Annotated in this window: 12 protein-coding genes; 1 reads left to right on the forward strand and 11 read right to left on the reverse strand. The window is 62.7% G+C overall.

Going from position 1 to position 14,217, the window contains the following annotated elements:
* Positions 1–101: 101 nt before the first annotated feature.
* The 8 genes from PseAD21_RS28340 to ycaC all read right to left on the reverse strand — a co-directional run bounded on the left by PseAD21_RS28340 (position 102) and on the right by ycaC (position 7,991).
* A complete protein-coding gene (locus tag PseAD21_RS28340) occupies positions 102–1,157 on the reverse strand; it encodes a substrate-binding domain-containing protein (RefSeq protein ID WP_102359019.1) in 1,056 nt (351 codons plus the stop codon).
* A gap of 25 nt (positions 1,158–1,182) precedes the next feature.
* Positions 1,183–2,208, reverse strand: a complete 1,026-nt coding sequence (locus tag PseAD21_RS28345; RefSeq protein WP_102359020.1) for an ABC transporter permease — start codon at positions 2,206–2,208, stop codon at positions 1,183–1,185.
* Positions 2,201–3,751, reverse strand: a complete 1,551-nt coding sequence (locus PseAD21_RS28350; RefSeq protein ID WP_102359021.1) for a sugar ABC transporter ATP-binding protein — start codon at positions 3,749–3,751, stop codon at positions 2,201–2,203. Before PseAD21_RS28350 ends, PseAD21_RS28345 begins: the two co-directional genes overlap by 8 nt.
* A gap of 8 nt (positions 3,752–3,759) precedes the next feature.
* Positions 3,760–4,431 carry a methionine ABC transporter permease gene (locus tag PseAD21_RS28355; RefSeq protein ID WP_102359022.1) on the reverse strand — a complete coding sequence of 224 codons (672 nt, stop codon included), beginning with the start codon at positions 4,429–4,431 and terminating at the stop codon, positions 3,760–3,762.
* On the reverse strand, positions 4,428–5,228 hold the full coding sequence (locus PseAD21_RS28360; RefSeq protein ID WP_102359023.1) for a methionine ABC transporter ATP-binding protein: 801 nt from the start codon (positions 5,226–5,228) through the stop codon (positions 4,428–4,430). The genes PseAD21_RS28355 and PseAD21_RS28360 overlap by 4 nt, the downstream gene beginning before the upstream one ends.
* A complete protein-coding gene (locus PseAD21_RS28365) occupies positions 5,225–6,034 on the reverse strand; it encodes a MetQ/NlpA family ABC transporter substrate-binding protein (RefSeq protein ID WP_102359024.1) in 810 nt (269 codons plus the stop codon). The genes PseAD21_RS28360 and PseAD21_RS28365 overlap by 4 nt, the downstream gene beginning before the upstream one ends.
* Before the next feature lie 27 nt (positions 6,035–6,061).
* Positions 6,062–7,114: an isopenicillin N synthase family oxygenase gene (locus PseAD21_RS28370; protein ID WP_102359025.1), complete on the reverse strand. Its 1,053-nt coding sequence runs from the start codon at positions 7,112–7,114 to the stop codon at positions 6,062–6,064.
* A 244-nt stretch (positions 7,115–7,358) separates the two neighbouring features.
* A complete protein-coding gene (gene ycaC, locus PseAD21_RS28375; protein WP_102359026.1) occupies positions 7,359–7,991 on the reverse strand; it encodes an isochorismate family cysteine hydrolase YcaC in 633 nt (210 codons plus the stop codon).
* A gap of 320 nt (positions 7,992–8,311) precedes the next feature.
* On the opposite strand from ycaC, the gene PseAD21_RS28380 reads away from it, so the two are divergent.
* On the forward strand, positions 8,312–9,067 hold the full coding sequence (locus PseAD21_RS28380; protein WP_102359027.1) for a helix-turn-helix transcriptional regulator: 756 nt from the start codon (positions 8,312–8,314) through the stop codon (positions 9,065–9,067).
* 64 nt (positions 9,068–9,131) lie between these two features.
* On the opposite strand, the gene PseAD21_RS28385 is transcribed toward PseAD21_RS28380, so the two are convergent.
* From PseAD21_RS28385 to PseAD21_RS28395, 3 genes are all read right to left on the reverse strand, one after another.
* Positions 9,132–11,090 (reverse strand): MacB family efflux pump subunit, encoded by a 1,959-nt coding sequence (locus PseAD21_RS28385; RefSeq protein ID WP_102359028.1) that lies wholly within the window; start codon positions 11,088–11,090, stop codon positions 9,132–9,134.
* 2 nt (positions 11,091–11,092) lie between these two features.
* The gene (gene macA / locus PseAD21_RS28390; RefSeq protein ID WP_102359029.1) at positions 11,093–12,241 is read right to left on the reverse strand and encodes a macrolide transporter subunit MacA; all 1,149 of its coding nucleotides are present in this window, start codon (positions 12,239–12,241) and stop codon (positions 11,093–11,095) included.
* 66 nt (positions 12,242–12,307) lie between these two features.
* The coding region (locus PseAD21_RS28395) for an alpha/beta fold hydrolase (RefSeq protein WP_146011321.1) at positions 12,308–14,217 on the reverse strand (1,910 nt) is incomplete at its 5' end.

The raw sequence follows: 14,217 nt of genomic DNA on the forward strand, positions 1-14,217 counted from the left end.
CTGCTCGCGATTGCGGTGTATCAGTCCATGCAGATATTGACTGGGCTGACGTCTTCGCAAGCAAGCCCGCTCCCACAGGGATTTGTCGTTGGATGAGGTTGTCAGTTCGCCACAGGAATCCACTCGGCCCGCGCCACATTGGCGGTATCACCGAAGGCCGGGAGTTTTTGCGCGAGGTCGCGGACGTTTTTCACGTCCAGGTCCAGTAGCTGCTGACGGGTGATCAGGGTCGGCGGTACCAGCACCTGATGCCCCGGATTTTCGCCGGCAATCAACATCGCCAGACTGCGCACGCTGATCGCCCCCGCCACTTGTGGATTGACCGCCGCTGTCGCCGCCCAGGCGCTGTCCGGTTCTTTCATGATCTGGATGTCGGCGGTGGAAATGTCGGCGCTGTAGATCTTCACCTTGCGCCCCAACCCGGCCTCGTCGACAGCAATCTTCACACCTTTGGCAAACTCGTCGAACGGCGCGAAGATCACGCTGATCCCCGGATTGGCGCGCAACACCGCGCTGGCCTGATCCGCCACCGAGTTGGCAATCGGCGGGTTGAGCGTGCCGAACCGCGCCTTTTCGATGATGCCCGGATTGGCCTGTTTCACCTGGCTCCAGATCTCGTCGCGGCGCTCCATCGGCGTGAAACCGCTGATGTACACGTAACCGGCGTCGAACCGCGTGCCGTTGTCCTTCACCGCCTGATCCAGCGCCAGTCGCGCCAATGCGTGGTGATCCTGCTCGACCTGGGTCACCTGCGGGCTGTTCAGATCGACGTCGAACGCCACCACCTTGATGCCTTTGGCGATCGCCCGGTCAATCGGCCCCTTGAGGGTTTCCGCCAGCCCCAGTTGCACGATGATCCCGTCAACGCCGAGGTCGATCGCCTGATCGATCATCTCGCCCTGACTCGCCGCCTGCTGCCGCGCATCGAATACCCGCAGGTTGGCCCCCAGCGCTTCGGTCTGTTTCTCCACGCCGCGCAGATACGCCTCGGGAAAGTCTCCGGAAAACAGATAGCCGACCAGGGCGATCTGCACCTGGCCCTTGTCGAACGGCGCCGGCGCACCCGGTAACGCCTTGGCCTGGGCGCTCAGGGCCAGCGCCGAGAACATGGCCGTGGCGAGGCAATGGCGCGCGAACTGTTTGAGTGAACCGTGCATACGACTTTCCTTGAACGATGTCGGCTCAGCGCGCCCGATGCGCGAGGCCGAAGGTGAACATCAGGGCCAGCACCAGCACCAGTCCCTTGACGAAATCCTGCGCGTAGTACGGCGCGTTGAGCATGGTCAGGCCGTTGAGCAGCGAAGCCACCAGCAGTGCACCGACCAGCGTGCCGAAGGCGTTAGGCTTCTTCGCGCCGAGCACGGCAAAACCGATCAGCGCCGCACCGAGGGCGTCCAGCACCAGACCGTTGCCGGAGCTGACATCGCCCCGGCCCAGGCGCGCCGCCAACAGCAGACCGCCGAGCGATGCGAGCAGCGCCGACAGCACATAAGCGAGCAACTTGAAGCGCTGCACCGGTGCCCCCGCCAGCCGCGCGGCCTGCTCGTTGCCGCCGATCGCATAAAACAAACGGCCGATGCGCGTGCGCTCGAGAAACAGCCACACCGCCAACGCCACCAGTGCGGTGATCAACACCGGCACCGGCACCACCTCCCACAATCGCCCACGCCCCAAGGCGAGAAACGCCGCACTGAAGGCACCTTCGGTTTCCTCGCCATTGGGCAAGGTCATGCCCACCGCAATCGAGCGCCCGCCGGTAGGAATCAGTTGCACACCAATCACCAGAAACATGCTGCCCAGCGTCGCGAGAATGTCCGGCACCCGCAGCTTGACGATCAGCCAGCCATTGAGCAGCCCGACCAGTGCGCCACCGACCAGACTGATCAGCACCGCCGGCACCGCGCCCCAACCGAGTACCACCATCACGTAACTGGCGATCATCAGGCTCATCGCCGCCACCGCACCGATCGACAGATCGAGCCCGCCAACCGCCATGGTCAGCGTCACACCCAGTGCCAGCAGCGCAACGATCGACACCGATTGCAAGATGCTGAACAGATTGCCGATGCGCAGAAACGCCGGCTCTGCAACGCTGAAAAACACCACGATCAGCGCCAGCAGCCACAACAGGCCGTAGCGGATCAACGCTTGCAGCAGGCGCTCGGCGGGTGCCGCTGCGCTCGATAACAGTGAACTCGAATCAGGCACTCGCGCTGCTCCTTGGCGTGGCATGAAAGGGATGTTCGATGACGTCGCTGCCGGCCAGCGCGGCGACCAGCGTGGCGCGCTCCAGGCCGGCGCGCGGGTAGTCGGCGACCACCGTGTGATCGCGCACCAACAGAATTCGGTCGGCGACTTCCAGGACTTCGTCGACGTCAGCGCAAATCACCAGCGTCGCCCGGCCACCAGCGCTGTCGCGCAGCAGTTGCCCGATCTCGCGGCGGGCGCGCACATCGACACCCTGAAACGGCTCGTCGAGAATCAACAGCCGCCCTGCCCCAAGCAACCAACGGCCCAGCACGACCTTCTGTTGATTGCCACCGGACAGCGCGCTCATCGGCACTTCGATTCCAGCGGTCTTGATCCCCAGCGCCGCGACTTGCGCCTCGACCGCGGCGGCTTCAGCGCGATTGCGAATGAACCCGGCGCGAGTGAAGCGTTCCAGAAACGGCAGCGTCAGCGTGCGGCGCAGGGAAAAATCCGCTACCAATGACTGACTGGCCCGGTCCTCCGCCGCGAGAAATACACCGCTGCGAATCGCTTCCCTTGGCGAGCCCGGCAAAAAGTCCACGCCATCCAGTTGCAGGCTACCTGCCACGGCTTTACGCAGGCCGAACAACACTTCGGCGATCTCGCTTTTGCCGGCGCCGAGCAGCCCGGTCAACACCACGACTTCACCTTCGTGCAGGTCAAAATCAAAACTGTTCGAGCGTGAAAAAATCTGCAGGTCGCGCGCACCCAGGACTTTTCGCCCCACGGTGGCGGGCGTATAGGTGTGCCCGTCAAGCGCCTGCCCGAGCATCGCGTGCACCGCCTCTGGCAGCCGTCGCGCGCTGAACTCGCCGGCCAGTCGCCCGTCACGCAACACAATGGCGCGATCCGCCACCCGTTGCAGATCGGACAAGCGATGGGAGATGTAAACGATCGCCACCCCACGGCTGCGCAAGGTGTCGATCAGGCCAAACAGGCGCTGGGCCTCGGCATCCGACAACGCCGCCGTCGGCTCATCCAGAATCAGCAGACGCGGCTGCAAGGCAAAGGCCCGGGCCAGCACCACCAACTGCCGTTCGGCCTGGCCCAGGTGTTCAATGCCTTGCTCCAGCGGCAACACCAGGCCGAGTCCGGCGGCGATGCTCGCGGCGCGCTCCAGCAGGCGCTTGCGGTTGAGCCAGAAGTCGGCGTCGGGTTTGCACAACTCATCGAGCAGCAGGTTTTCCGCCACGCTCAAACCGGGCGCAATGCCCTCGTTGATTTGCTGATGCACCGCGACAATCCCCACTCGCCGCGCCGACAGCGGTGAGCTGAACTGGCGAGGCTGGCCATCGACATAAATTTCCCCGGCATCGGCACTTTGGCTGCCGGCGAGAATCTTCACCAGCGTCGATTTGCCGGCACCGTTGGCACCGAGCAACGCCACCACTTCGGCGGGACGAATCTGCAGGCTGACGCGATCCAGCGCGCGATTCGAGTCGAAGCTCTTGCTCAGTTCACGCACTTCAATCAGCGGCCTGGAGGCCACGACCACACTCATAAATGTCCTTAACGTCGATGGGCCAGCGACCGCACCAGCCGGTCACCGAGGCTTTGCACGCCCTGCACGAGAATGACCAGCACCACCACGGTGGCGACCATCACTTCATTGTTGAAACGCTGATAGCCGTAACGGATCGCCAGATCGCCCAGCCCGCCACCGCCAATCACCCCGGCCATGGAAGAAAAACCGATCAGCATCACCAGCGTCAGGGTGATCCCCGCCAGCAGCGCCGGCAGCGCTTCGGGCAACAGCACCTTGAAAATCACATGACAGATGTCGCCGCCCATGGCGAGGATCGCTTCGATCCGGCCCTGGTCGACTTCGTCCAGCGCGTTCTCGACGATCCGCGCAAAAAACGGAAACGCGCCTATGGTGATCGGCACCACCGCCGCCGTGCTGCCCAGCGTCGTACCGACCAGCAGACGGGTCAGCGGAATCAGCGCGATCAGCATCACCACGAATGGCAACGAGCGCCCCAGATTGACCAGCGAACCCAGCGCCGCATTCAGCCGCGGCATCGGCCACAGTCCGTCGCGCCGGCTGACAAACAGCAACACCCCCAGCGGCAAACCGATCAGCAACGTGAACAGCCCGGCGAGCAGCACCATGTACAAGGTTTCACCGGTGGCGTTGAACACCAGTTGCAGAATTTCATCCCAGTTGATTGTGCGGTTCATGACTGCGCCGCCCGCACGCCGTATTGCTTGAGGAAACTCAGCCCCGGCGCGGCGTGCCCCAGTGGCAGACCACAGGTCGGACGCAGCGAGGCGCCCAACAGCGACTGCGGATCCGCCAGCAAGCGCGGCACCGGCCCGGCCTCGACCAGTCGTCCGTCGGCCATGGAAGCAGCGTGATCACAGATCGACTTGACCACGTCCAGCTCATGGGTGATCAACACGATGGTCAGGCCCAGTTGCCGGTTGATGTCGCGCAACAGTTCGAGAATCGACGCGGTGGTTTCCGGGTCCAGCGCACTGGTGGCTTCGTCCGACAGCAGATACGCCGGCTCTGCTGCCAGGGCGCGGGCAATCCCCACCCGTTGTTTCTGACCACCGGACAACTGCGAGGGAAAGGCCTGCGCCTTGTCACTCAAACCGACCAGTTCCAGCAGCTCGCGCACCCGCACATGACGCCACGGTTTGCCAACGTTGGCGATCTCCAGCGGCACGGCGATGTTGTCGAACACGGTGCGCGAGTGCAGCAGGTTGAAGCCCTGGAAAATCATGCCGATGCGCTGACGCTGGCGGCGCAGCTCGCTGGGCGACAGCGTCAGCAGGTCCACGCCGTCGATCAGGATCCGCCCGCTGTCCGGGCGTTCGAGCAGGTTGAGGCAACGCAGCAGGGTCGATTTGCCCGCACCGCTACGCCCGAGAATGCCGTAGACCGCGCCGTCGGGAATGCTCAGCGACACCTGATCGAGTGCCGGCGTGGCGGCCGCCGAATAGGTTTTGCTCACCTGCTCGACGACGATCATGGCTTGGCATCCACCACTGGAATCACCGAGCCGTTGAAATTATCGGTGATGTATTTCGCCACTTGCGGCGAAGTCAGATCCTTGGCCAGTTGCGCGATCCGCGGATCGTTCAGCAACTTCGGCGTGGTCACCAGAATGTTGGCATACGGATTGTGCTCGGCCTTCTCCAGCCCCAGCGCATCCCTGGCCGGCACCAACCCGGCTTCCAGCGCGTAGTTGCCGTTGATCACGGCGAGGTCGACATCGTCCAGCGCCCGGGGAATCTGCGGCGATTCGATTTCAAGAATCTTCAGCTGTTTCGGGTTCTCGGCGATATCCTTGGGCGTCGCCTGATCGGCCGCCGGATCCTTGAAACCGGGCTTGAGTTTGATCAGGCCGTTGTCCTGCAACAGGTACAGTGCACGGCTCAGGTTGGTGACGTTGTTGGGTACAGCCACAGTGCCTTTTTCTGGCACCTCGGCGAAGTTTTTGTGCCGGCGCGAATAAATTCCCAGCGGCTCGATATGCACCGTGGCCGCCACCGCCAGTTGCTGCCCCAGCGCCTGCTCCTGGGATTTCAGGTACGGCAGATGCTGGAAGTAATTGGCATCGACATCACCGTGCACCAACAGCTCGTTGGAGTTCACGCCGTTGGGGATTTCGATGACCTTGAGGTTGAGCTGCGGATCGATTTTCTGAATGTAGGCGAGGATCTGCGCGTGGGGCACCGGATCAGCGGCCACCCGCAACGGCTCCAGCGCCTGAGCGCCAAACGAAGTCACCAGCGCGCCGAGCACGGCCAGGGTCAAACCTGCTTTTTTCAACATGTGCGTAGTCCTTGAGCGAGTGATGAATCAGGCGTTGGCGGTCTTGCGCAACGGTGCTGCGGGAATCAGTGCATCGGCATAAAAGCGTCGAGCGACATCAGGATGCGAGCGCAACCGACCCTTGAGGTAGTTCCAGCCGACATCGCGAAACAACGGATTGAGCGGATCACTCGCTGGGCCACGCGCTTCACGTAGCAGCGCGGTGGGCAACGGGTACAGCGGCACCACGGCGTCGAGTTGTGCGCCGAGGAAAAACGCGATGGACAGGCGTTCGCTGCCTTCGGGCGGCGACACCACACGATGCACGGTGGCGCGCAGATAGCCGTTGGTGGCCAGCTCCAGCAGCTCGCCGATGTTCACCACCAGTGTGTTATCGCGGGGCAACGCATCGATCCAGCGCCCCTCCTCGACTTCCACTTGCAGCCCTGCCTGCTGGTCTTGCAGTAGAAAACTCAGGAAACCCGAATCCTTGTGCGCGCCAACGCCCTGATGACTGGCCGCGCGCGCCTGCCCCGGATAGCGCATCAGCTTGATATGTTCGTTGGGCTTGTCGCCGTACAACCGGTCAAAGGCATCGGCTGGCAGCGACAACGCCTCGGCAAACGCCCGCAACAGGCGCAGCGACATCTGCGTCATCGCCTGCTGCCAGTCGAGCAGCAACGGCTTGAGTTGCGGCAGGGCCTGCGGCCATTGGTTGGGCCCCTGCAACCGCGCCCAAAAAGGACTGCCCGCCAACAACGGCAACGCCTCGCGCTCGGCACCGAGATCGAACTGCTCGCGCAGGTCAGGCTGACCACGAGTGATCTCGGAAGCTGCGCGGTTGTAACCGCGAAAGTGCGGCGAATTGATCATGCCGACGGCAGTTTTATCGCTGTCCGGCAAGGCAAAAAACTGCCGCGCCTGATCCTGGACCTGCGCCAGCAAGTCACTGTCGATGCCATGCCCGGTCAGGTAAAAGAAACCGACATCCCGAGCAGCATGGCGCAGGCCTTCGAGAAATTGCCGGCGCTGCTGCGCCGAGCCGTCGAGCAGCGAAAGATCAAGAGTAGGCAGCGTGTTGATGACTGGTGCGTGCGGCATGATTCACTCCCGTGTGAATCAAACCTGAAGAGCCTGTGATCGATTCAGCGTGTGCCGTCATGGCAATCGGGAGGTCTATCGGTTTGATGCTTTGGTTCGTCTGTGAACCAAAACTAAACGATATTAAAAACGCCGGACAAATATCTTTTTTGCATTAGCTTAGCGCTGGGAATGATCAGCGCTGCGGGTGTCGAAAAAACAAAAGCCTGCTCTCCAAAGCAGGCTTTCAGTCTGGCACCAACGCTTACTTCTGCGCTGCGGTAATCGCCGAGTAACTGTTCATCAGGTTGCGATAGTTCGGAATCCGCTGCGACAGCAGATTGCCCAGCCCTTCGATGTCGTTGCGCCAGTCGCGGTGCAGCTCGCAGGCGACCGAGAACCAGTTCATCATTTGTGCGCCGGCCTGGGTCATGCGGCTCCAGGCGGCTTGCTGGACGGTGGTGTTGAAGGTGCCGGAGGCGTCGGTGACGACGAATACATCGAAGCCTTCCGCCAGTGCCGACAGGGTCGGGAACGCTACGCAGACGTCGGTCACGACGCCGGCAATGATGATCTGCTTGCGGCCGGTGGCCTTGATCGCCTTGACGAAGTCTTCGTTGTCCCAGGCGTTGATCTGGCCTGGGCGGGCGATGTAGGGCGCGTCCGGGAACATTTCCTTGAGTTCCGGAACCAGCGGGCCGTTCGGGCCTTGCTCGAAACTGGTGGTGAGGATGGTCGGCAAGTTGAAGAATTTTGCCAGGTCGGCCAGCGCCAGTACGTTGTTCTTGAACTCGTTCGGCGAGAAGTCCTGAACCAGCGAAATCAGGCCGGTCTGGTGGTCGACCAGCAGGACTACGGCGTCGTCTTTGTTCAGGCGGTTGTAGGTTGCAGTGCTCATGGTTGAATCCCTTTTCTTGGTTGTGATGGTTGGGGTTGCGTTGAACATGGGCACAGATTACGGACATGACCTGAACGGATAAATCCGTTGAAAAGCGTTTTACTGTCAACTCACAAGGGACAATCGAGCCACGAGAAGCAGGCGCTGCCTGCAGAAATCCTGATGGTCGCCGGTTATGAGCTAATAACACCTTCATTAAACCGTCTTCCAAACGTTGTACTAGGATAGGATCCAATTCCTGACGTTGTATCGACCAAAGGAACACGGTCGGCGCAGCATCAGGAATGGATTGTTTCACCTGTAAATCATGGATGACGCTTATGAACTCACACCTGTTCCCCCACATCGGTAAAGTCATCGCCAGCACCGGCAGCCGGCACTTTCCGCGGATGCTGCATGACCTGATCCAGACTCAACTGGCGGTGGACGCCATGCACATCCGCCAGATGCGCATTGAGCCGGTGGGCCGCGCCGCGAACCGCAGCCAGCCGGACCTCGGAAAAGACCCGGCCCAGCTGGCCGAAACGGTGTTCTCCGAGCACAGTGCCGTGCGCAGCGCCGAGCCGGTCGAAGCACAACCGGCGAGTACCGACGCCTCGCAACTGCACCTGACCCGGCGCAAGGACGGCTACCGCTATGTGATCTCGGTGTATCGCCACGATCAGTCGCAACGCTTCTCGGCTCAGGAACGAAGTTTGTTGCAGGATATTTCTCCGGTACTGCTGCCGATGGTGGAAAAACACATTCATGCCCTGCAACCGGTGCGGGCCAGCGCGGAAGATCAGTCGCCCAACGCCGACGGCACGCAACCGGGCCTGGAAAACCTGCGTCAGCGTTTCGGCGAACGTCTGCAGCAACTCGGTCTGAGCCTGTCCAATCGCGAAACCGAGGTGTGCATCGGCCTGCTCGCCGGGCGCACCGCGCCGGAGCTGGCCGAGCAGTTGCAGTTGAAGGTCAACACGGTAGAAAGCTACCTCAAGCGCGCCGCGATCAAGCTGGGCATCAGCGGCCGGCATTCGTTGATGCGCTGGATGTATTCGCCGGAGGACGCCAGCGACGCCACCACGGCAGCCTGAGCCCGCAACCGGACGCAAAAAAACCGCCGCCCTCCCCAGGCAGCGGTTTTTTTTGGAGCGTCATTCAGTCCCGCGCCAGCGCCTCGATCGGATCCAGGCGCGACGCGTTGCGCGCCGGCACGAAGCCGAAAACGATACCGATCAGGGTTGAGCAGATCACCGCGGTGATCACCGAGGCCAGCGAGAAGACCATTTCCCATTCCTTGATGAACACCGAGAACAGGTGCCCGATGGCATACGACAAGCAAATGCCGATCGCCCCGCCGAGCAGGCAAACCATCACCGCCTCCACCAGAAACTGCTGACGAATGTCCGACTGACGCGCACCGACCGCCATGCGAATGCCGATCTCCCGCGTGCGCTCGGTGACCGACACCAGCATGATGTTCATCACCCCGATGCCGCCGACCACCAGCGAAATCACCGCGATCAACGACAGCAGCAGCGCCAGCGAACGACTGGTTTTCTGCACGGTCTGCATCACGCTGTCGAGGTTGTTGGTATAGAAGTCCTTGATGCCATGGCGCTGCAGCATCAACTGGTTGACGTGTTCCTCCACCACTTTGCTCGACTGACCGTCCTTCATCCGCACGCTGATGCTGTCGAGGAAACGTTGGCCCAGCAGACGGCCGGCGGCGGTTTCGTAAGGCACCCAGACGTTGAGGGTCTTGCCCGAGGCAAACAGGTTCTTGTTCTGCGCCGCGACCCCGATCACCGTGCACGGCAGGTTGCCGATCAGGATTACCTGGCCCAGCGGATCAACGCCCTCGGCAAACAACCGATGTCGGGTGTTGTAGTCGATCACCACCACCTGCGCCTGACGCCGGGCGTCGTTTTCGCTGAAGGTGATGCCCGCCTCCAGCTTGATCCCGCGCACCTGAAAATACTGGTCGCTGACACCGTTGATCTGCGCATCAAGGTCGATGTTGCGATAACGCAGCAGCATGCTGCGGCCGACCACCGGGGTGGCGCTGTCGACGTAATACAGCTGATTCAGCGCGGTGACGTCCGCCGGCACCAGCGTCTCGATCGAGGCCGCGCGCTTGTCGCCGAAACTGGTGCCGGAATAGATATCGATGGTGTTGCTGCCGATCGCCGAAATGTCCTTGAGCACGTAGCGTTTGGCGCCCTCGCCGATCGCCGAGATCGACACCACCGAGGTGATGCCGATGACGATCCCGAGCATGGTCAGCAAGGTGCGCATGCGGTGCGACACCAGTGCCACCCAGGCCATATTGAACGCCTCTTTGAACAAACCCAGGCTGGCCACCAGCCGGCGGGTCGCCGGTGGTTTCGGCGCGACGTCCTCTTCGCTCGACAGTTGCCCGCAGTCGCGCACGTTGAGGTGGTCGCTGAGGATTTCGCCGTCGCTGACTTCGATGATGCGTTCGGCGTTGGCCGCGACTTTCGGGTCGTGGGTCACCAGAATCACCGTGTGCCCGGCCGCGTGCAGCTCCAGCAGGATGCGCATTACTTCCTTGCCGCTGGCGGTGTCGAGGGCGCCGGTGGGCTCGTCGGCAAGGATCACTTCACCGCCGTTCATCAAGGCCCGGGCGATACTCACCCGTTGTTGTTGCCCGCCGGAGAGCTGGCTCGGACGGTGGGTCAGGTGCCCCTCCAGCCCCAGCCGCGCCAGCAACTCCCGGGCCCGGGCGTGACGCTGCGGCGCTGGCGTGCCGGCGTAGATCGCCGGCATCTCGACGTTGTGCATCGCGCTCAGGTGCGGCAGCAAGTGATAGCGCTGGAAGATGAAGCCGAAGTAATCGCGGCGCAGCTCGGCCAGCGCCTGATCGTCGAGGTCGCGGGTCTCCTGACCGTTGATCTTGTAGCTGCCGGCGGTGGCGTAATCGAGACAACCGAGGATGTTCATCAAGGTCGATTTGCCGGAGCCGGACGCGCCGATAATCGCCACCATTTCTCCGGCTTCGATCGTCAGGTTGATGTTCTTCAGCGCCAGAAACTCGCGATCGCCAGCGGTGAAACTGCGGGTGATGCCGGTCAGTTGCAGCAGCGGTTGCGTCATGCTCAAGCCCCCGCCACGGCGGGCAACGGATCGCCGATCACCACGCGGTCGCCTTCACTCAGGCCCTGATTGATCTGCACCTTGACGTTGTTGTTGATCCCGGTCTGCACGTTGCGCGACTGCGCCTGGCCCTTGCCGTCCAGGACCCGCACCGTAAAGCTGCCGTCGGCGTTGCGCGGCCCGAGCGCCGCCACCGGCACGGTCAGCACCGATTGCGCGGTGTCGAGGACGATGCGCACCTGCGCAGTCATCGAGATGCGCAAGCGGTGGTCGGGGTTGGGCACCTCAAACAGCGCGTTGTAGAACACCGCACTGTTTTGTTTCGGCGTACCGGCGGGTGGCGTTTCGAGGAAGTTCTGCGGTGCCGGTTCAGTGCCGCGCAGCTTGCCGTAATAGCGTTTGTCCTCGCCGAGAATGGTGAAATACACCGCCTGCCCCGGCGCGATGTGAATCACATCGGCTTCCGACACCTGGGCCTTGATGGTCATGGTGTCCAGGTCCGCCAGTTTCAGCAGGATCGGCGCCAACTGGTTAGCGATCACGGTCTGGCCTTCCTGAGTGACAATGCCGACCACGTCGCCATCGATCGGCGCAACGATCCGCGTATACGCGAGGTTAACCTTGGCGGTGTCGATCTGGATGTGTGCGCTCTTGATCTGCGCATCCAGCGACAACAGATTGGCCTGTTGCACTTCGTAGTCCGATTGCGCGGTTTCGAAATCCTGACGCGAGATCGACGCGTCTTCCTGCAGGTTCTGATAACGCTCGTAAATCGCCTTGGTCTGTCTGAGCTGAGCCTGCGTCGCGCGCTTTTGCGCCTGCAGGTTTTCCTCATCGACCTGGGCCTGGCGCAGGGTGTTCTGCAGCACCAGCGGGTCAATTTCCGCCAGCCACTGGCCCTTCTTCACCTTGTCGCCGACCTTGACCTTGAGCGACTTCAACTGCCCCGACACCTGCGCGCCGACGTCCACCTGCTTGATGCCCTCCAGCAAACCGGTGGCGAGCACGGTGTTTTCGATGTCCGTGCGCTCGACCGGCGCGGTCTGGTATTTCGGTGCTTCGGCGGGTGCCTGCACCGTGTACAGCACCAACCCGGCCACCGCCGCCAACGCCAACCCCATACCGACTTTGCGCAACTTCGACTTTTCCATAAATAACCACAAGTCCGTTCAGGGATGGACCCGGCCAGCGGCCGGGTCTTGATAGAAAAACACTACTCAGGACAGCACTGGGCCGACCGCTACCGACAGACCGTCGTGCCACCACGCCGCGAAACTGAAGACGTTGGGCGCCTTGAGAATCGTGAAGTGGTTGCCCGGCCCATACCACACCGCCAGATCGTCGACCCGACGCTGCCAGCCTTCGAGCATCGCCGCCTGCTCGCGCTGATTGCCCCACTCGTCCAGCGTCGGATCATCGACCAGCACCAGCCGCACCGGCCCGGTATAGGCCAGACGCGGCTGATAGACCGTGCGCAGTGCCGTGGCGAAGGTGCGCACCGGGCCGTGCATCGCGTCGGGCGCCGCACGCTCCGACAACACCCCGGCGCGCACCATGCCTTCGTGCAGCAGGCGCAATTGCGTGGTGTCATCGGCGTTGGCGAACATCGCAGGATCGATCCCCAGCGATTTTCCGCAGGACAACTGCAGGGTGTCGATCAGCCGTTGCAGCGCGGCCGTGGCCGTGTACGGTTTACCCGCCGTACCGTCGCCACCCGGCGCCTCGCTGTCGATCAGCGTCAGCGAAGCCACTTCACGTCCGGCTTGTTGCAACTGCGCCGCCATCGCATGCGCCACCCAGCCGCCGAACGAATGGCCGATCAGGTGCACCGGCCCTTGCGGGTAGATCTGCTCGATGGCTTGCAGGTAGAACGCCGCAGCCGCTTCGACTTCGCTGTGCGGCACACTGACGCCGTCCAGCCCCCGGGGTTGCAGGCCGATGATCGGCCATTCCGGGCCGATCGCCTCGGTCAGGTGGATGAACCCGGTGACACTGTCACCCGCCCCCGGCACACAGAAAATCGGCGCATGCCCGGCGTGCCCGGTCTGGATCGTCAGCAGCGGTTGATACGGCGCCGGCTCCGGCATGACCACCGCGTCGAGTGCCTGCGTCAGCGCCTGGCCGAGGGCCTGGATGTGCGGCGGTTTCATCATGGTCCGGTGATCGCCGGGGATGTCGATGCAGCGCAGCAACCCGGTGTCGAAACGCTCTTCCCAGCCACGGGTCGGGCTCGGCAGGGGCTGTCCGTCCATCAGCTCCTGAGCGCGGAACAGGTGGATCGTCTGACTCGCCGGGCTGACCCGGTAATGCGCCAGCGCCAGCCGATGCGCCGCTTCGCGATCGAAGTAGTGCCAGGCATCCGCCGCGCTGACGCTCGCCAGTTCCGGGTCGGTCAGTTGCTGCGCCTGGCAACGCTGGAACAGCGCAGTGAAGTCCAGCTGTTCGATTTGTGCTTCCAGCGCCTGCACAGCCGCCAGCGCCGCCTCGCCTTCAGCGCCGAGCATCATCGAACGCCCACGGCAATGGCCGAGCAACTGGCGCTTGTCCAGCCCTTCACCGCTCCACATCGCCTTGTCCTGGGCCAGCGGATTGGGCGCATAGCTGTCGAGCATGCCGATGAACTCCACCGGCTCATCGAGGCCAAGCAATTGCTGCGCGACCTCATGCGCCAGCACCCCGCCAAATGACCATCCCGCCAGTCGATACGGCCCGTGCGGCTGCACCGCGCGGATGATCCCGACCATGCGCTGCGCCATGCACTCGATCGTGCGCAATTGCGCTTGCCCCAGCGTCACGCCGGGCAGACCGTAGATCGGGAACTCGCCGCCGATGTGCTGGGCCAGCGTCGGGAAATACACGTCGCGACCGCTGAACTCATGCATCAGGAACAGCGGCGTACCGTGCTCCCCGGCACGCACCACGACCAGCCCGTCCGCCTGCCCGCCCGCCTCGCCCAGACTGAGCAGCGCGGCGGCAGATTCGACGCTCGGATGCTGGAACAGCTCGGCCAACGACAGTGTCAGCCCGGTCCGTTGCATCAGATTGACCAGCCGCACTGCCAGCAACGAGTGCCCACCGAGTTCGAAGAAGTTGTCATGCCGCCCGACTTGTTCGACACCGAGTACCT

Source organism: Pseudomonas sp. AD21 (assembly GCF_002878485.1).
Classification (GTDB): domain Bacteria; phylum Pseudomonadota; class Gammaproteobacteria; order Pseudomonadales; family Pseudomonadaceae; genus Aquipseudomonas.